Below are 16916 nucleotides of genomic sequence, written 5' to 3' on the forward strand. Positions count from 1 at the left end.
GGTTCCTCCTCGGTAGGGGTCAGGATGCCGGACGAGTCCGGCGCGGGAGCCGCACGGTGGCCAGCGCGGCGATGATGATGAGGCCTTTGATGATGTTCTGGTAGTACGGGTCGACGTCGAGCAGGTTGAAGCCGTTCTGCAGAGTCGCCAGGATGCCGACTCCCACGGCCGTGCGCCACACCGCGCCGCGACCGCCGGCCAGCGAGGTGCCGCCCACGATCACGACGGTCAGCACGTCGAAGACGAGGTTGGCGCCCATGCTCGCCTGCGCCGAGCTCAACTGCGAGGCGCTGACGACACCGGCGAGGCCGGCGCACACGCCCGACACCGTGTAGGCCGAGCCCACGACCAGCGAGGTGCGGATGCCCGAAAGGCGGCTCGCCTCGAGGTTGCCGCCCACGGCGTAGATGCTCTGTCCGTAGGCGGTGTAGGCGAGCACGAGTCCGCCGACGACCATCAGGACGATCGCGAGCATGCCGGAGTACGGGATGCCGGCGAGTCGACCTGCGCCGAGGATTCCGAAGTCGGCGAACCCGACGACGAAGGGACGGTTGCCGGTGAGGACGAGGGCGACGCCGCCGAGGACCAGCGACGAACCGAGTGTGGCGATGAACGGGTTGACCCGCAGCACGGTCACCACGACGCCGTTGAGCGCGCCGGCGAGCGCGCCGACCAGGACCGCGACGCTGAAGGCCACGAGCGGCGCCTGGGTCTGGCCGAGCCCTGCCGCGACGACGGCGCCGAGGGCGAAGATCGCTCCGACCGACAGGTCGAACCCGCCGGTGATGACCACGTACGTCATGCCCACACCCATGATCGCGACCGGTGCCCACTGACTGAGCACGTTCATGAGGTTGCCCGGGGCGAGGAACGCCGGCTCGGCGATCGCCACGATCGCCACGAGTGCGACCAGGGCGATCACGACGCCGGAGGAGCGCAGACGTGCGCGGACGTCGGCAGGAGTGGGCGTGGCGCTTCCGGGGGTGCGCGAGGGGGCGAGGGTCATGCCGCAGCCTTTCGCTGAGCGCCGGTGAAGGCATGGGTGAGGATGTCGTGCACCGCCGCGCCCGCGCTCAGCTCGGCGACGGCTCGGCCCTGCGACAGCACGAGGATCCGGTCGGAGTGGCGGGCGATCTCCTCCAGTTCACTGCTCACCCACGCCACGGCCATCCCCTCGTCGGCGAGGGTCCGCAGCATCCGGAACACCTGCGCTTTCGCGCCGACATCGATCCCGCGGGTGGGTTCGTCCAAGAGCAGCAGGCGCGGTGATCGGCTGATCTGACGTGCGAGAAGCACCTTCTGCTGGTTGCCGCCGGAGAGCGTGCCGACGGGGACGGCGAGGCGCTGCTCGGGCAGCGCGACCCGGGCGGTGAAGCGGCGCGACCAGCGCAGCAGACCACGCCGGGTGACGATCCCGCCCGCCGCGGCGCGACGGAACGCGCCGAGGGCGACGTTCCAGCTCGAGGGACGCTCGAGCACCAGGCCCTGTACCTTGCGATCCTCGGGGGCGAGGGTGATACCGAGTCGCTGGGCACGGCGCGGGGTCGACGGCCAGCGGACGGCTCTTCCGGCCACCTCCAGGGTTCCGGTGCGAGCGCGGTCCGCGCCGGCGAGAGTGCGCAGGAGGCGGCTTCGCCCCGATCCCACGAGACCCGCGATGCCGACGATCTCCCCGGCTCTCAGCTCGAGATGCGGCAGGTCGACGCCGGGCGCGCGGAGTCCTTCGACGCGGAGGGCGACCTGGCCGGGCGGACGGGCGGGCGCATCGGCGGCATCCAGATCCACGGCGCCGATCATCGCGGCGACGAGAGCATCGGCGGTCCACGCCGCCGAACCACGGGTCTCGACGACCCGTCCTGCCCGCATCACCGACACGTCGTCGCAGACGTCGAGGACGGCGTCGAGGTCGTGGGACACGTAGATCACTGTCACGCCTTTGCCGCGGAGGTCGCGGATGACGCCGTGCAGGCGGGCGATGTCGGCGGGACCGAGGGATGCCGTCGGCTCGTCCATGATCACCAGGCGCCGATCTCGCGCGAGGGCGCGCATGATCTCCAAGAGCTGCTGCTGGGACGTCGAGAGATCTCCGGCTCGGGCGGAGGCGTCGATCTCGACGCCGAGCCGCATGCACAGATCGGCGAAGCGTCGGCGAGCGCCGCGGCGGTCGAGAACGGGGCCGCGCCGTGGCGGCGCACCCAGGAAGACATTGTCCGCCGCGGTGAGCCCGGGAACGATGGTGAGTTCCTGGTAGATCATCGCCACTCCGGCGTCGGCGGCGGCGTGCACGTCGGGACGGACCGCCACGGTGTCGACACGAACCCGGCCCTCATCCGGCGCGATTGCTCCGGCGACCACCTTCATCAGGGTGGACTTGCCGGCGCCGTTCTCGCCCACCAGACCGTGGACGCTTCCGGCGGCCACCGTGAGGTCGACCGCGTCGAGCGCGGTCACCCCGGGGTAGACCTTGCGGACGCCTCGGATCTCGAGGGCCGCGGCGGATGAGGGCCGTGTCATGACTGAGTGCTCCTTGAGGTGCCGGGGGGATTCCGTCGGGAACTGCACTCAGTACTCGGGGGTGAAATCGGCCGCGTTCTCGGCGGTGATGAAGATCTCACCCGGCCCGTCCACGACGACGGGGGCGTCGCCGAGGAAGGTGAAGCCGGGGGTGGACTCCCCGGTCGCGATGGCGCGAGCCAGCTGGACGAAGCCGTACGCCGACTCCTCATAGGGAAGGAGGACGCTCGTTCCGCTCCACACGCCCTCGGCGACCTTTGCGACGCCGTCGGCGGTGCCGCCGACGCTGTAGATGCGCACGTCCACACCGGGGGTCTTCCCGGCCGCGACGACGGCCTGCTCGACGCCGCGGGTCATGTCGTCCCAGGACGACACCACGATCTCGACGTCGGGGTTGGCGGCGAGGGCGTCCTGCACGACCGTGAGTGCGACGGCGGGATCGAAGTTCCCCGGCTGGTCGGAGACGACGGAGACGTTCGGATACGCCTCCGCCGCCGCCGCGATGGCGTTCTCCCACCGGGTGAACAGGTCGCTGCCCACGAAGCCTCCCACCGCAACCGCCTCGCACTCGCCCTCGCAACTGGCGAAGGCGTTCTCGACGTGCTGGCGGAAGAACGACTCGGACTGCATCGCCACGAACCCGACGCTGCCCTCCGTGTAGTCGGGGTTTCCGCACATCGGGCTGTTGATGGTGGCGACGGGCTTGCCGGTCTGCTGCAGCAGCTCGAAGTCCGAGCATCCGGAGGTGGAGGTGACAGGCGAGAAGAGGTAGCCGTCGAAGCCGCGCTGGATGGCATCCTGCACCTGCGACAGCTGGGTGGCGGGATCGAAGGCGGCATCGAAGACGACCAGTTCGGCGTTCGCGGCGTCAGCCATCTCCTGCGCGCCCGCGAGGCGCGTCTGGCAGTAGGCGTTCGCCGCGACGCACTCCGACAGGTAGGCGATACGAGCCCCCTCCAGATCGGGGAGCCCCGCCTCGAGGTAGTCGACGGTGGCCGTCATGGCATCGGCATCGGCGGTCGCGGTCATCGGAGGGGCGGTAGTGTCGGCGCTGGGATCGGCGGCGGGGGAGGGTGCGGTGCATGCGGTCAGGGCCAGGGCGGCCGTGGCGACCATGGCCGCGGCGAGGGTACGGCTCTTCATGGTTTCTCCTTGCGAGGGACGACATCGTCGGGCGGAACGTCATTGTCCAACATTGAACATACGAATTATTACTTCGAGATACCCTGCGTGTAAACCATGTGTTTCGATGGGGAGGAAACCGAGGGAGCGGAATGGGAACCTTCACGCCGCAGCCGCTGGGCCGCAAGGACGCCTCCGGGCAGATCGCTCGCCAGCTGCGCGCGGCGATCTCCAGCGGCGTCTGGTCGCCCGGTGAGCGTCTTCCGTCAGAGGGGGAGCTCGCCGAGGCTTTCGACGTCGCCCGGGCGACCGCCCGAGAGGGCTTGAAACTGCTGTCTGCCACGGGCCTGGTGGTCTCCAGCCGCGGCAGCAACGGGGGAACGTTCGTTTCGGTCCCCGACTCGGAGGAGGTCGCCGAGCAGCTCGCCGACGCCATTCAGCTCTGGTACCGCGCCGGAAACGTGTCGGTGCGCGACGTCGACGAAGCGCGCTGGGTTCTGGAGATGCACTGCGTCGAGCTCGCGGCCCTCCGCCGCGACGACACTGACCTCGCCGCCATTCGCGAGCCGGTCGAGGCGGGGAAGGATCTCAGCCTGTCGATGCCCGACTGGCTCGATCTGGATCTGACATTCCACACCGCCATCACGCGCGCGGCGCGCAACCGCATCCTGGAGTTGGCGATGACCTCGGTCCATCTCGCGCGTCCCGCCACGAATTCCGTCTTCGTCGACCAGCTCGATCGTGAGCGGGTCACGCGGCAGCACGAGGACATCTACCTCGCCATCGCCGCAAGCGATCCCGACGGTGCTCGTGCCGCGTTCCAGCGGCATGTGGAGTATCTCGATGAAACCCGTCGAGCGGCTCTGAAGGAGACGAGCCCCGACACCGTGCTGGTCTCCACGCTGCCGCCGATGCGGCACCATCGCGACTAGGAGACGCCGGCGTCAGCGGAAGGAGTCGGGTCCGCCCCATCCGCCCACCCAGGCCTCGATCCGAGGATCGTCGCGCACCGGGAACACTCCGGATGCGACGACGGATGCGACGCGGAAGGCGGATTCGGTGCCCCACCGTTCGGCGCGCTTGGTCGCGCGGCGCGAGCGGAGCGCGCCGAGGTGTGTGCCTGTGTCGTCGGTGAGGCGGAGCGTTCCGACGTCTCCGGTGCCCAGCCGATCGACGAGATCGATGAGCCGGGCAGGGTCGGTGATGACGAATGGCCGGTCGACGCGGAGGGCCACCCGAGCATCGGGGAGGGCTCCCCACGACACCCGGGGGTCGGGAAGGGGCGAATCGACCCCGTCGTCGAGCACCACCCGTGCCCGGGGGAAGGCCGCGAGCACGGAGTCGACCGTGAGGAAGAGCGCCGCCGCGGGAGGAGAGCCCGCGACGTGCACGACGAGGTCGGGCGCGGTCGGCAATAGGCCGCGCGGCGCGGAGCCGCGGACGGGGATGTCGCGGGCGAGGCGGATCGACTGCGCGTTGGCACGCGGGATGTCCGAGCCGTCGCGCTCGGACCACTCCGGGCCGTCGTGCCATGCGACGGCGTCGGGCACGTGGGCGAAGACGGCGCCCGCCTGCCAGGCGCGGTGTGCGAACTCCCAGTCCTCGCCGCCGTACGCGGTGAACGACTCGTCGAAGCCGTCGACGTCGTCGTACAGGCGCCGCGAGCAGGCCATGACGGCGCCGATGATGAAGCGATACGACCGGTCGTCGGCGTCGAGCAGGTTGCGGGTCTGCGCATACGCGTCGCGGAGCCAGGTGGGCTCGGCCAGTTCTCGCTCGGCGGCCGCTTCGGGAAGGGGAGCGTCGCGGCGCAGGGCGCCGAAGTCGGCGTGGCGTCGCCGGCCCACCGTGACGGCCTCGGGGAGGAGCGCCGGCAGCCGGGTCAGTCGACGGACGTACGCAGGCTCGGGTGCCGTATCGGCGTCGAGGAAACACAGCACATCGCCCGAGCTGGCGCGCACGCCGAGGTTGCGCACGGCGGAGAGACGGAAGCCGCGGTCCTCCTGCCGCACGAGCCTGACACCGGAGGGAACCGCGACCTCTCCGGGGCTGCCGTCGTCGGCGACGATGATCTCGATGAGGTCGGCGGGGTAATCCTGCACATCCAGCGCGTGGAGGGTGCGGGCGAGTTCGGCGGGCTGGTCGAAGTGGGCGACGATCACCGAGACCCGGGGGAGCGGCTCGGGGGTGACGCCGTCGAGGGAGTCCCAGCAGTTCCCGACGATCCACGGTTCGCGGGCCGTCATGGCAGATCGTCCCACCAGGAGAGGTACGCGTCGGCGACCTCGGCGAGGGAGAACGGCACCGTGCTCAGACCGTGTCGGGTGGACTCCGGGTCGCCGGCCGCGACGCGGAGGGCGGTCGCGAGGTCCGCGGGGTCGGCGGTGTGCAGCGTTCCCGGGCGCAGCCGCGCCATCTCGTCGACGTAGCGGTTCCGCTCGGCGACGGGGCGCCGGCCCCACCCGATCCAGGTGGCGAGCGAGCCCGAGGCCGAGACGTGGCGATGCGCGACCACGGGCACCGAGACGGTGCGACCGCGTCGGGCGAGCTCGGCGTCATCGAGCCATCCGGTCACCTCCACCTCGACGCCGAGCGCGTGCGCGCGGCGGACGAAGGTCTCGAGATCGGCGGCGTGGCCGTCGGAGGCCCGGCCGAGCACCGTCATCCGTGGCAGGCCCGCCTGCGCCGCCGCCAGGGCCACCTCGTCGTGACCCTTGCCCGGGTAGAAGAAGCCGAGAACCCCGACGGTGCCGTCGAGGGGACCCGCGCCGGTGCTGCCGGCGATATCGACGGGAAGGGGGATGCTGGTGACCGACCTCGCGCGGATGTCCGCCTCGCCCAGCAGCGCGAGCTCGTGATCGCTGTTGACCGCGACGGCGCGGGCGGCGGCCGCGACGGCGGCGTAGGCGGCCTGCCGACGCGGGAGGTTCCGCGGTCCGTCCGATGGCTGGGGCACGTCGTGCAGCGTGACGGTGACGGGTCGCCGCCGGGCGAGGGCGGTGACGCGTTCGGCCGCGGACTCGGGCGATTCTCCCCACAGGCGATCGGTGAACTGCACATGGACGGGCGTGCCCGCCTCGACGCCCGGTTCGTGGGCCACGTCGATCACTCGCACGCCCAGGCGTTGCGCCGCGATCGTCCCAGCGAGCTGCCGGCCGTACACGGCGACCCCGTGCGTGCCTTCGTGCGTGACGAGGGACGGCGCAGCGATCATGACCGCCACCGGGCGAGGAGGGGCGCGAGGCGCGTGAGCGCTGCATCGACGAAGGCCGGGTGGGCGGCATACCAGCGTCGATGGGCCTCGCGCACGTCGGCGTCGTCGACCGGTCGGCCCTCCACCAGCCAGTGGGTGCGCGGGGGCTCCGTAAGCGACCAGGCCTCGACGACCTCGGGGATGAGGGGGCTCCGGACCGATGCGAGGAGCGGACGCCCCGGATCGTGCACCGGTCCGTCGAGGCCGAGCGCCTCGAGCACGCGCGCACCGAGGGGCAGCCAGATCGCGTTGCCGGGGTGGTTCACCGTGCGGGCGTGCTCTGCGGTGAGATCGCCGTTTCGACCTGTGCCGTACAGGTCCGAGACCGGCACGTCGATGTGCTGCTCACGGGCGCGGAGCTCGCCGAGCGAGTCTTGCGCGACCCTGCGGACGTCGCCGGGTTCCAGCGCGGTTCGCGTGGCGATCCCGCCCGCCTCTGCCAGGGTGCGGACGTCGTGGTAGGCCACGATCGGCGGGTCTTCGTCCACGCCCGGCACCCGGATCGCGGCCTGGAACGGCTGGAGCCCCGCGAAGCGGACCGACGGCACGGTCAGCACGGCGCCCTCCGTCGCGGCCGCGAGCTGTCGGGTGCCCAGGGGGAGGCCACGGTAATCGGGTCGGATCGGCTGGGTCACCACGTACGCCGCATCCGTGATGATCTCGTGGAGTCTCGCGGCCTCGTCGGCGGTCATCTCGTGCACCGGAGGCACGCGGAGGAAGCGCCGATCCGGGGCATCCAGCACGATCCGCAGGGATTCGGCCTGGCAGTTGCCGACGACGACCCCGTACCGATCGGGCACAGGAGACAGCCCGAAGAACTCGGCGTAGTGCTGCTGCCGCGTTATCACCGAAGGGTCGCCCGGCGCAACGGCGGCGGGCACATTCGGGGCACCGTTCATGATGTGAACGTAGCTTGTCGATGACGTCGTCCCTCCCTCGCCCGTATCCATTGCGACGTCTGCGCGGATCTGGTACCGCGGAGCGCTCGACGGGCGGAGGGAGAGAAGAAATACGCACCGACACCGGCCTCGTCCGCATCGCCTCGATCCCTGCCGCGCATCCCTACGTGGACGCGATCACCGACCGCCGTTTCGTGGAAGTCCTGCCCGATCCGCCCGTCCCCGGCGCTCCCGACGGCCAGTGGTGGCCGCCCGTCGCTCTGACGACGGGGTGGCTGCGAGCCAACGCCGACCACCTCGACGCGCTGCACGTCCACTTCGGACTCGAGTCGTTCTCGCCCGCGGAACTCCGAGCGGCGCTCGCCACCGCTCGTGACCTCCGCCTTCCGGTCATCTACACCGTGCACGACCTGGAGAATCCGCAGCTCCTCGACCAGACCGGCTACGTCGACCTGCTCGACGTGATCATCCCCGCCGCGGACCACCTCACCACTCTCACCGCCGGCGCCGACGCAGAGGTCGGGCATCGCTGGGGCCGCGAATGCGCGGTGATCCCCCACCCCTTGCTGGCCGGCGACGGCGGAGACGCGCGCACGCCCGCCCCGCGCAGCGAGGAGGTGCGCGTCGGGATGCACCTGCGCGACCTCCGGCCGAACATCGACGCTGCGGGCGCCGTGCGTGCTGCGGCGGCGGCCGCCGACCTGTTCGAGGGCGACGAGACGCCCGTGATCATCGAGATCCTCATGAACGAACGGGTGCGCGACGCCGAGCTCGCCGTGCGTCTCAAGACGCTCGCCGCGCAGCACCCGTCCGTGCACCTGCGACGCACGGCTCGCATGACGGATGTCGACGTCGAGGCGTGGCTCGCCGAGCTCGACCTGTTCGTCGTGCCGTATCGCCACGGGACGCACTCGGGGTGGGCGGAACTGTGCTTCGACCTCGGGGTGCCCGTCGCGGGCACCGCGGTGGGTCACATCGCCTCGCAGCATCCATCGTCCTTCTCGATCATCGACCTCGACGACCCCGCGACGCTGGCCGCGGCGATCCGTCGTGCTCGGGTCTCCCGACAGGCGGCGGACGAGCCGGCCGTGCGCGACGCCCGTCGCCGGGCGCGCCTGCGCGAGCGCGACGAGGTGCGGGCCGCGCACCTCGCGCTCTACCGGCGCGCGATCGACGAAGGTGCGCGGCGTCGTCCTGCCGAGGAGGGGCGGCGATGAGCGGGGTCGAGCGACTGCGGATCCTGGTGGTCGCGCCGGAACGGCACGCGCTTCGCCAGCCGCACGCAGGCGGCCTGGAGGCGGTGGTCTGGAATCGCGTGCGGTGGCTGCGGCGGCAGGGACACGCGGTGTTCCTGTGCGCGGCCGATGGTTCGGACTTCCTCGGGGCGCACCCGGAGCTGCGGCTTCCGAGCCCGCGCTGGAACCGGCCCGAGGACGCCTCCGACTCGCTGAGCCCGCGAGGGCACGAGCAGCGGATGGGTGAGGCGTTCCACCGGGTGCGGCATCTGCTCGCGACCGGCGTGCTGCCGGTCGATGTCGTCGACAACCACAGCCTTCACCCCGATCCGATCCTCTGGAGCCGCGACCTCGGGCTGCCGGTGGTGACGACGTTGCACACGCCGCCGCTGCCGGGAATGGTCGAGGCTTCCCACCGCCTGTCCGGCCGGGAGCCTCACCGTTTCCTCGCCGTGAGTCAGTTCACCGCCCGGGCGTGGTCGCAGGCCGGCGTCGACTCGTTCGTCTTCGCCAACGGCGTCGACGCCGACCAGTGGCGCCTCGGTCCGGGCGGGCGGGACTGGGTGTGGTTCGGGCGGATCGTTCCCGAGAAGGCGCCGCACCTGGCGATCCGCGCGGCCCTGCGGGCCGGGGCTCACCTGCGGATCGCCGGCCGGATCGGCGACGTGACCTATTTCACCAGGGAGATCGAACCCCTCCTCGGCGGGGGCATCGACTACCTCGGCCCGATGAGCCTCCCCGCACTGAGCGCGGTGATCGGCGCCTCGGCCGTCGCCCTCGTGACCCCCGTGTGGGACGAGCCGTTCGGGCTCGTCGCCGCTGAAACGCTCATGACCGGTACCCCGGTCGCCGCTTTCGACTCCGGCGGAATCGGCGAGGTCCTCGCCGGCATGCCCGCCACGGCCGTCGTGCCGGCCGGCGACGTCGGCGCGCTCGCGCGCGCCGCCGCAGGCCTCGCCGGGCTCTCGCGATGGGGTCTTCCTCGCGGCGGCATCCGGGATGCCGCAGCGGCGCGCTACTCGCTGGAGCAGCGCCATCGCGAGATCGAGCGGGTGCTGTCGGTCGCCGCATCCGGTTCGGGGGTTCCTGCGCTCGCCTCGGCGGATGTCGTGGGCACGGCGGTCGGGGCGTGATCGGCTGGTACGTCCATCACCACGGCTGGGGGCACGCCACCCGTCTCCGGGCGATCGTTCCGCACCTCGACGACGAGGTCACCGTGTTCTCCTCGCTGCCCGAGCCGATCGGCCTCCCCGCCGGCGCGCGATGGATGAGGCTCCCCTCCGATGCCGACGACATCATCGGCGTGGACGGCGCTCGGCGCCCTGCGCGACACTTCGGTGACGAGACCGCGCGCGGATCGCTGCACTGGGCGCCGATCGCGCACCCCGGGCACCGCGCACGGCTCGCGGTCATCGCCGACTGGGCCGCCGCGGGCGAGGTGTCGGCCTTCGTCGTCGACGTGAGTGCCGAGGTCTCGGCGTTCGTGCGGCTGCTCGGGATCCCGACCGTGGTGGTGGCCCAGCCGGGCCGCCGAACGGATCGTCCGCACCGGATGGCGTACGAGATGGCCGACTGCATCCTCGCACCGTGGGCGGCCGGCACGATCCCGGCCGAAGGCCTGGCAGGCTTCGACGATCGCGTCCGACGTGTCGGCGGGGTGTCGCGGTACGACGGGCGGGGAGCGGGCCACGCGAGCGGCCGACAGGTGCTGTTCCTGGGGCGGACCGTGGATGATGTCGTCCTGCGTCGGGCGATCGCCCTCCTCCGCGCCGACGGGTGGAGCGTCGAGACGGCCGGGACCGGGGATGGTGATCGCATCGACGACGTCTGGCCGATGATCGCCCGCGCGCAGGTGGTCGTGAGCGCTGCCGGGCAGAACAGTGTCGCCGATCTCGCCGCCGCGAATGCGCGCGCGGTCGTTGTGCCGCAGGAGCGGCCCTTCGACGAGCAGGGCGAGACCGCGCGCGTCCTCGCCGCCGGCGGATGGGCGGAGGTCGCACCGCCATCGGTCGATCCCGAACAACTCGTCGGGCTGGTGACGCGCGCCTCCGATCGCACGCCGGACTGGAGCGGCTGGCAGGTGCGAGGGGCGGCCGCGCGTGCGGCCGCCGTCATCGGCGAGGTGCGCGTGTGACCGGGCGCGTGGCGGTCATCACCGCGTGGTCGCGCGACCGCGAGGACCATCTGCTCCGCCAACGGCGCTTCCTTTCGAGCGTCTCGGCTCCGGGGACGGAGATCCTCCGCGTCGACGTCGGGCTGGACGCCGATCCCGCGGCGACGCCGCCGGGCGTCGTCGCCGGGCACGTGGCGCCCGGACCCCACGGCGTGCGCGTGGGCGCCGCGCGGAACGAGGGTGCGCGGATCGCGCTCGACCACGGCGCAGAGGTGCTGGTGTTCCTCGACGTCGACTGCCTGCCGGGCCCCGAGCTTCTTCGGCGGTACGTCGAGGTGCTCCGCGGCCATCCGTCCGACATCGCCTGCGGACCGGTCACCTATCTCGCGAGCGTCGAACGCCCCGGCCGGCCCGACCAGCTCGATGCGATGACCCGGCCCCATCCGGCGCGGCCGAGCCCCGCCCCCGGGGAGAGCCGGCCGGGGTCGAGCACGGAATACGACCTCTTCTGGTCGCTCTCCTTCGCCGTCACGGCCGACACCTGGCGTCGCCTCGGCGGATTCGACGAGGCCTACGAGGGCTACGGGGCCGAGGACACAGATTTCGCCCGGCGCGCGCGGGCCTCGGGCGTCGGCCTGAGATGGGTCGGCGGGGCACACGCCTACCACCAGTGGCATCCGGCGGGCTCACCGCCCTGGCATCATCTGGACGACATCCTGCGCAACGGCGCGCTGTTCGCGCGTGCCTGGGGCGAGTGGCCCATGAGGGGCTGGATCGATGCGTTCGTCGCGGCGGGTGCGGTCGAGGAGCACGCGGGCGGGTTCCGCCGCGCGGCGGTCTGAGGGATCAGGAGAGGCGGGTCACCAGATGGTGCCGCCGCCGATGGAGATGCCGCCCCACGTGAGCAGGACGAAGATCGCCGCGAAGACCACCGGGGCGATGCCCTTGCCGCTGCGTGCCAGGCCCTTCAGCAGGGCGATCACGACCAGGACGGCCGCGACGAGAGACAGACCCCCGCCGAGGATGAGTCCGATGAACAGCGGGATCGGCATGAGGACGAGGCCGGCGAGCCCGACCCAGAAGGCGGCCCAGGCGGTGGGGTTGCGGGTGCGTGCGGCGGCGTTCGACATGCCTCGATACTGTCAGAGCCGGGCCGCCGATGCGCCGAGGCCGCGATCTCGAGGGGGAACCGTGAGCGGAGCGCCGTGGCTGCCGCGTCCCTGACTCCTCCATCTCGGGCGAGATCCGAGGATTCGGGGGGCGCATCACCGACCGCCGGCCCGTTCTGCAGGAGTTCGGGACCGCCGCCGATCGGGACGGCCGAGGCGCGGCATCGGCGATCGCCGCTAGCGTGAGGGCGGCGGCGCCAGGCAGGGGTCCTGAGGTCGGCGAACGGGGGAGATGACGATGACACAGGTGGGACCGGAGCCGGCGACGCTTCCTCCCGTCACCGGCTACACCGTGGGCGACTACCTCCTCGACCGGCTCGCAGGCGCCGGCATCCGGCACCTCTTCGGCGTTCCCGGCGACTTCACCCTGTCGTTCCTCGATCACGTGCAGGCCCACCCCGACGTCGAGTGGGTGGGTTGCGCGAACGAACTGGGCGCCGGGTGCGCCGCCGACGGCTACGCACGACTGCACGGGCTGGGGGCGCTCTGCACCACCTTCGGCGTCGGCGAGCTGTCCGCGATCGCGGCCCTCGCGGGCAGCCGCGCCGAGCACGTCCCGGTCGTGCACGTGGTGGGGGCGCCGACGACGGCCACCCAGGCGGCGGGGCGCGCGACGCATCACACGCTCGGCGACGGCGACTTCGGCCACTTCGCACGCATGACGGCGGAGGTCGCGGCAGCCCACGCCACGGTCACCGCGCGTGGATACGCCGACGAGATCGATCGTGTGATCACCGAGGCCCGAGATCGTCGCCTCCCCGGCTACCTCGTGCTGCCGGCCGACGTCGCGGCGGCACCCGCCTCTCCTCCGGCGGGGTCGCTCCCGGAGCATCCCGGGGTCACCGACGCCGGCGTGGCGGCGGACTTCCGTGCCCGCCTGATCGAGCGGATGACGCAGGCGTCGACCGTGACGCTCCTCGCCGACATCCTCGTCTCCCGACTCGGAGCCGAGCAGCACCTCCACCGGGTGACCGCCCTCGGTGTGCCGCACGCGACGCTCCTGTGGGGGCGTCGCGTCGTCGACGAATCGGCGCCCGCCTACCTCGGCTCCTACCTGGGGGCCTCCAGTGACGAGCACGTGCGCACCGCCGTCGAGGACGCCGATCTGCTCGTCATGGCCGGTGTGCAGTTCACCGACCTGACCAGCGGCTTCTTCTCGCAGCGCATCGACCCCGCACGCGCAGTCGAGATCGGCGGCGAGGCGGTCTCGTGGGACGGCCGCCTCTTCTCGCCGCTGGCGATGACCGACGCGCTGGACATCGTGGCCGAGGTCCTCATCGAGACGGGCGCGGGCGGGCGCGCAGTGGCGACGGCCCCGACGGCACCCGGCGCAGCGGCCGCGGACGAAGCAGACAGCCCTCTCGGTCAGGACGCCCTGTGGCGTGAGGTCGCCGACTTCCTCCGACCCGGCGATATCGTCTTCGCCGATCAGGGCACCTCGTTCTACGGCATGGCCGATCATCGGCTGCCGGGCGGGGTCACCTTCGTCGGTCAGCCTCTCTGGGCCTCGATCGGATACACCCTGCCCGCCGTCCTGGGGGCGGCGCTCGCCGCCCCCGATCGACGCCCCGTGCTCCTCATCGGCGACGGCGCCGCCCAGATGACCGTCGCGGAGCTCGGCACCCTCCTGCGTCGCGGCATCCCCGCCGTGGTGGTCGTCGTCGACAACGCCGGGTACACGGTCGAGCGTGTCATCCACGGTCCGAACGCCGCCTACAACGACATCGGCAGGTGGGACTGGGTGATGCTGATGAGGGCGATGGATGCCACAGGGTCGGCGAGCGGCATCCGTGTCGCCACGGCGGCGGGGTTGCGGGCCGCGCTCTCCGAGGCGCGCGAGTCCTCGTCGCTGACGCTGATCCAGGCGGTCGTGCCGCCGCAGGACGTGCCACCGGTGCTCCGGACGATCGCGGCCGCGGCGGCGGCCGCGAACCGGCCGAAGAGCTGATCGATCGCGTGGGGTCGCGGGCACCGCCCCTCGCCACGGCAGACTGGCGGCGGAGCGACCAGGGGAGGCGGCGATGGCCGGGAAAGAGACGCACGAGAGTGCGGGCCCGACGAAGTCCGCCGCGAGACGCCCGCGCGTTCCCGTCTCTGCGGAGCGGCTGAAGGCCTTCACCGACGCCGTCGTCGCCATCGCGATGACGCTGCTGATCCTGCCCCTGATCAACACGATCGGCGATGCGTCAGAAGAGGGGCAGTCCACGGCTGACTGGATCGGCGCGAACCTGGACTCGATCACGCTCTTCGCGCTGAGCTTCGTGCTGATCGCCACCTTCTGGATGAGTCACCACCGCCTGTTCGCCCTCGTCGAGCATGTGACCGACCCGTTGCTGTGGATCACGGTGGCGTGGATGCTGACGATCGCGTGGCTCCCCGTCGCCACCGCCCTCACGGGGCAGACCCGTCGAGACGCCCTGCAGCTCGTCGTCTACATCGGCACGATGGCGCTGACGTGCCTCACCCTCGCAGGCGCCCGCCTCTACCTGCGGGCCCACCCCGAGCTCCATCGCATCCCTGAGATCGGCATGCGGCGGGGGCTGCTCGCCGACCTGTTGACGACCGGGATGTTCGTCGTCGCACTCGTGATCGGTATCGCGCTTCCCGAGATCGGCTATTCGGCGCTCTTCCTCATGATCCTCGTCGGCCCGCTGCACACACTCTGTGCGCGAGCGCTCGGGCTCGTCGACGCGGCATCGGCGCCCGACCGGCGCTGATGAGCGCGGCGAGTCACAGGGTCGGCGTCTGCGCCACCGACAGACGCCGCAGCGCGGCGATCGCGTCGCGGGTGACCTCGCCGGGATCGCCCTCGACCGACACGGCGGCGCCGCGCTCATCGGCCTGAAGCGGCTCGAGGGTCTGCAGCTGCGACTCCAGGAGCGCCGGCGGCATGAAATGCCCCGCCCGGTGGCTCAGCCGCTCCGCGACCCGGCCACGGGTGCCGATGAGGTGGATGAAGGCGACGTCGGGTCGCTGGGCGCGCAGGGCATCGCGGTAGACACGCTTGAGCGCCGAGCAGGCGATGACCGTGGCCGGCTGGTCGGCGTCGGCCAGCCGCGCGGCGACGCGCGCGAGCCACGGCCACCGGTCGTCGTCGGTGAGCGGCTCGCCCCGCGCCATCTTCTCCCGCGCCTCGTCGGAGTGCAGGTCGTCGGCGTCGACGAAGGGGACGTTGAGCGCTGCGGCGAGGGCGATCCCGACGGTCGTCTTCCCGGCGCCCGAGACGCCCATGACGACGACGGGGGAGTGAAGGGCGTCGGTCACCAGTCGTGCACCGTCCCGTCGAGCAATCGGTTGTAGGGCAGGTATGCCTGCTCGTAAGGGTACTTGCCCGCTTCGTCGACGTTGAGTTCCACGCCGAGTCCGGGCTGATCGCCGGGGTGCAGGTATCCGTCCGTCCAGGTGAACGACTGCTCGAACACCTGATCGGTCTTGGCGCCGTGCCGCATGTACTCCTGGATGCCGAAGTTGTGGATCGCGAGACCCAGATGCATGGCCGCGGCCATGCCGACGGGGGAGATGTCGGTGGGGCCGTGCATGCCAGACTTGATCTGATACATCGCGGCGTACTCCAACGTCTTCTTCAACGCCGTGATGCCACCCATGTGGGTCACCGCTCCGCGGACGTAGTCGATGAGCTGGTCGCGGATGATGTCTTTGAAGTCCCAGATCGTGTTGAAGATCTCACCGATCGCCAGCGGCGTGGTCGTGTGCTGTCGCACCAGACGCAGCGCCTCCTGGTTCTCCGCCGGTGTGCAGTCCTCGAGCCAGAAGAGGTCGTAGGGCTCGAGGTCCTTACCCAGGCGCGCGGCCTGGATCGGGGTCATCCGGTGGTGTCCGTCGTGGAGCAGCGGGATGTCGGGACCGAACTCGTTGCGCACCGCCTCGAACACGCCGGGGAGGTGGGTGAGGTACGCACGGGTGTCCCAGTCCTCTTCGACCGGCTTCGCGCCGCGGCGAGCCGGCTCATGGTCGTAGCGTACGGAGGCGTCGCCGACATCGGCGCCCTGGGCGGCGATCCCGTAGATCGCCTTGAGCGTCGGGACGCCCGTCTGCACACGGATCGCCCTGTACCCCTGCTCCTGGTGCGCCCGGATCGAGTCGAACAGCTCGGGCAGCTCCTTGCCCGACGCATGCCCGTACGCCATGAGGCCGTTGCGGCTCGCGCCCCCCAGCAGCTGATACACGGGCATCCCCGCCGCCTTGCCCTTGATGTCCCACAGCGCCATGTCCACTGATGCGATGGCGGCCATCGTGACAGGTCCGCGCCGCCAGTAAGCGGAGCGATAGAGGAACTGCCAGGTGTCCTCGATGCGCGCGGCGTCGGCTCCGATCAGCAGGGGCACGATGTGCTCGCGCAGGTAGGCGACGACGGCGAGCTCGCGCCCATTGAGGGTGGCGTCGCCGAGACCCGTGAGGCCATCGTCGGTAGTCAGTTTCAGCGTGACGAAGTTTCGGTCGGGGCTGGTCACGATGACCTCAGCCTTTTCGATCAGCACGGGGGCGTCCTTCCAGTTCTCAGGATGAGAGTGGGCGCAGCAGAGGCGCAGATTGCACTGCCGCCATGCAAACGCGGATGGCACGAAGCGTCAATAAATTGCCAAACGTTGC

General features: G+C 71.4%; 16 protein-coding genes. 7 read left to right on the top strand and 9 right to left on the bottom strand.

What is annotated here, in order from left to right:
• Positions 1–19 precede the first annotated feature (19 nt).
• Genes DT073_RS05445 through DT073_RS05455 form a run of 3 tightly spaced genes read right to left on the bottom strand, consistent with a single transcriptional unit; the run spans position 20 to position 3657 of the window.
• Positions 20–1006 (bottom strand): ABC transporter permease, encoded by a 987-nt coding sequence (locus tag DT073_RS05445; RefSeq protein WP_205783033.1) that lies wholly within the window; start codon positions 1004–1006, stop codon positions 20–22.
• Positions 1003–2514, bottom strand: coding sequence for a sugar ABC transporter ATP-binding protein (locus tag DT073_RS05450; protein WP_124292467.1), 1512 nt, complete (start codon positions 2512–2514; stop codon positions 1003–1005). The genes DT073_RS05445 and DT073_RS05450 overlap by 4 nt, the downstream gene beginning before the upstream one ends.
• 48 nt (positions 2515–2562) lie before the next feature.
• On the bottom strand, positions 2563–3657 hold the full coding sequence (locus DT073_RS05455) for a sugar ABC transporter substrate-binding protein (RefSeq protein WP_124292468.1): 1095 nt from the start codon (positions 3655–3657) through the stop codon (positions 2563–2565).
• A 131-nt stretch (positions 3658–3788) separates the two neighbouring features.
• Between DT073_RS05455 and DT073_RS05460 the strand changes: the two genes are divergently transcribed.
• Positions 3789–4568: a FadR/GntR family transcriptional regulator gene (locus DT073_RS05460; RefSeq protein ID WP_124292469.1), complete on the top strand. Its 780-nt coding sequence runs from the start codon at positions 3789–3791 to the stop codon at positions 4566–4568.
• 12 nt (positions 4569–4580) lie between these two features.
• Here DT073_RS05460 and DT073_RS05465 read toward each other — a convergent pair whose 3' ends face one another.
• Genes DT073_RS05465 through DT073_RS05475 form a run of 3 tightly spaced genes read right to left on the bottom strand, consistent with a single transcriptional unit; the run spans position 4581 to position 7788 of the window.
• A complete protein-coding gene (locus tag DT073_RS05465) occupies positions 4581–5882 on the bottom strand; it encodes a glycosyltransferase family 2 protein (RefSeq protein ID WP_124292470.1) in 1302 nt (433 codons plus the stop codon).
• On the bottom strand, positions 5879–6850 hold the full coding sequence (locus DT073_RS05470; protein ID WP_124292471.1) for a hypothetical protein: 972 nt from the start codon (positions 6848–6850) through the stop codon (positions 5879–5881). Before DT073_RS05470 ends, DT073_RS05465 begins: the two co-directional genes overlap by 4 nt.
• Positions 6847–7788: a WcbI family polysaccharide biosynthesis putative acetyltransferase gene (locus DT073_RS05475; RefSeq protein WP_124292472.1), complete on the bottom strand. Its 942-nt coding sequence runs from the start codon at positions 7786–7788 to the stop codon at positions 6847–6849. Before DT073_RS05475 ends, DT073_RS05470 begins: the two co-directional genes overlap by 4 nt.
• 167 nt (positions 7789–7955) lie before the next feature.
• On the opposite strand from DT073_RS05475, the gene DT073_RS05480 reads away from it, so the two are divergent.
• From DT073_RS05480 to DT073_RS05495, 4 genes are read left to right on the top strand one after another with little or no spacing between them, the layout of a single operon-like run.
• Entirely contained in the window at positions 7956–9005 is a 1050-nt protein-coding gene (locus tag DT073_RS05480; RefSeq protein ID WP_124292473.1) for a glycosyltransferase, read from the top strand.
• Entirely contained in the window at positions 9002–10156 is a 1155-nt protein-coding gene (locus tag DT073_RS05485) for a glycosyltransferase (protein WP_124292474.1), read from the top strand. Before DT073_RS05480 ends, DT073_RS05485 begins: the two co-directional genes overlap by 4 nt.
• Positions 10153–11157 carry a glycosyltransferase gene (locus DT073_RS05490; protein WP_205783139.1) on the top strand — a complete coding sequence of 335 codons (1005 nt, stop codon included), beginning with the start codon at positions 10153–10155 and terminating at the stop codon, positions 11155–11157. Before DT073_RS05485 ends, DT073_RS05490 begins: the two co-directional genes overlap by 4 nt.
• Positions 11154–11978, top strand: coding sequence for a glycosyltransferase family 2 protein (locus DT073_RS05495; protein ID WP_124292476.1), 825 nt, complete (start codon positions 11154–11156; stop codon positions 11976–11978). Before DT073_RS05490 ends, DT073_RS05495 begins: the two co-directional genes overlap by 4 nt.
• Positions 11979–11996: 18 nt before the next feature.
• Here the strand turns inward: DT073_RS05495 and DT073_RS05500 are convergent, their stop codons facing one another.
• Complete coding sequence (locus tag DT073_RS05500) at positions 11997–12266, bottom strand: hypothetical protein (protein WP_124292477.1); 270 nt, start codon at positions 12264–12266, stop codon at positions 11997–11999.
• Between the two features lie 277 nt (positions 12267–12543).
• Between DT073_RS05500 and DT073_RS05505 the strand changes: the two genes are divergently transcribed.
• Together DT073_RS05505 and DT073_RS05510 are read left to right on the top strand one after the other, a co-directional pair.
• Positions 12544–14253 carry an alpha-keto acid decarboxylase family protein gene (locus DT073_RS05505; RefSeq protein WP_124292478.1) on the top strand — a complete coding sequence of 570 codons (1710 nt, stop codon included), beginning with the start codon at positions 12544–12546 and terminating at the stop codon, positions 14251–14253.
• 73 nt (positions 14254–14326) lie between these two features.
• Positions 14327–15022, top strand: a complete 696-nt coding sequence (locus DT073_RS05510; RefSeq protein WP_124292479.1) for a TMEM175 family protein — start codon at positions 14327–14329, stop codon at positions 15020–15022.
• A 13-nt stretch (positions 15023–15035) separates the two neighbouring features.
• On the opposite strand, the gene DT073_RS05515 is transcribed toward DT073_RS05510, so the two are convergent.
• Entirely contained in the window at positions 15036–15569 is a 534-nt protein-coding gene (locus DT073_RS05515; RefSeq protein ID WP_240638782.1) for a gluconokinase, read from the bottom strand.
• Positions 15566–16804: a D-mannonate dehydratase ManD gene (gene manD, locus DT073_RS05520; protein WP_124292480.1), complete on the bottom strand. Its 1239-nt coding sequence runs from the start codon at positions 16802–16804 to the stop codon at positions 15566–15568. The genes DT073_RS05515 and manD overlap by 4 nt, the downstream gene beginning before the upstream one ends.
• Positions 16805–16916: the final 112 nt, after the last annotated feature.

It is taken from the genome of Microbacterium sp. ABRD28 (assembly GCF_003850245.1).
Classification (GTDB): Bacteria; Actinomycetota; Actinomycetes; order Actinomycetales; family Microbacteriaceae; genus Microbacterium.

Bases quoted from the DNA above. Each gene is read 5' to 3' on its own strand.
- DT073_RS05445 (WP_205783033.1), bottom strand. From the start codon at position 1,006: ATGACCCTCGCCCCCTCGCGCACCCCCGGAAGCGCCACGCCCACTCCT.
- DT073_RS05450 (WP_124292467.1), bottom strand. From the start codon at position 2,514: ATGACACGGCCCTCATCCGCCGCGGCCCTCGAGATCCGAGGCGTCCGC.
- DT073_RS05455 (WP_124292468.1), bottom strand. From the start codon at position 3,657: ATGAAGAGCCGTACCCTCGCCGCGGCCATGGTCGCCACGGCCGCCCTG.
- DT073_RS05460 (WP_124292469.1), top strand. From the start codon at position 3,789: ATGGGAACCTTCACGCCGCAGCCGCTGGGCCGCAAGGACGCCTCCGGG.
- DT073_RS05465 (WP_124292470.1), bottom strand. From the start codon at position 5,882: ATGACGGCCCGCGAACCGTGGATCGTCGGGAACTGCTGGGACTCCCTC.
- DT073_RS05470 (WP_124292471.1), bottom strand. From the start codon at position 6,850: ATGATCGCTGCGCCGTCCCTCGTCACGCACGAAGGCACGCACGGGGTC.
- DT073_RS05475 (WP_124292472.1), bottom strand. From the start codon at position 7,788: ATGAACGGTGCCCCGAATGTGCCCGCCGCCGTTGCGCCGGGCGACCCT.
- DT073_RS05485 (WP_124292474.1), top strand. From the start codon at position 9,002: ATGAGCGGGGTCGAGCGACTGCGGATCCTGGTGGTCGCGCCGGAACGG.
- DT073_RS05500 (WP_124292477.1), bottom strand. From the start codon at position 12,266: ATGTCGAACGCCGCCGCACGCACCCGCAACCCCACCGCCTGGGCCGCC.
- DT073_RS05505 (WP_124292478.1), top strand. From the start codon at position 12,544: ATGACACAGGTGGGACCGGAGCCGGCGACGCTTCCTCCCGTCACCGGC.
- DT073_RS05510 (WP_124292479.1), top strand. From the start codon at position 14,327: ATGGCCGGGAAAGAGACGCACGAGAGTGCGGGCCCGACGAAGTCCGCC.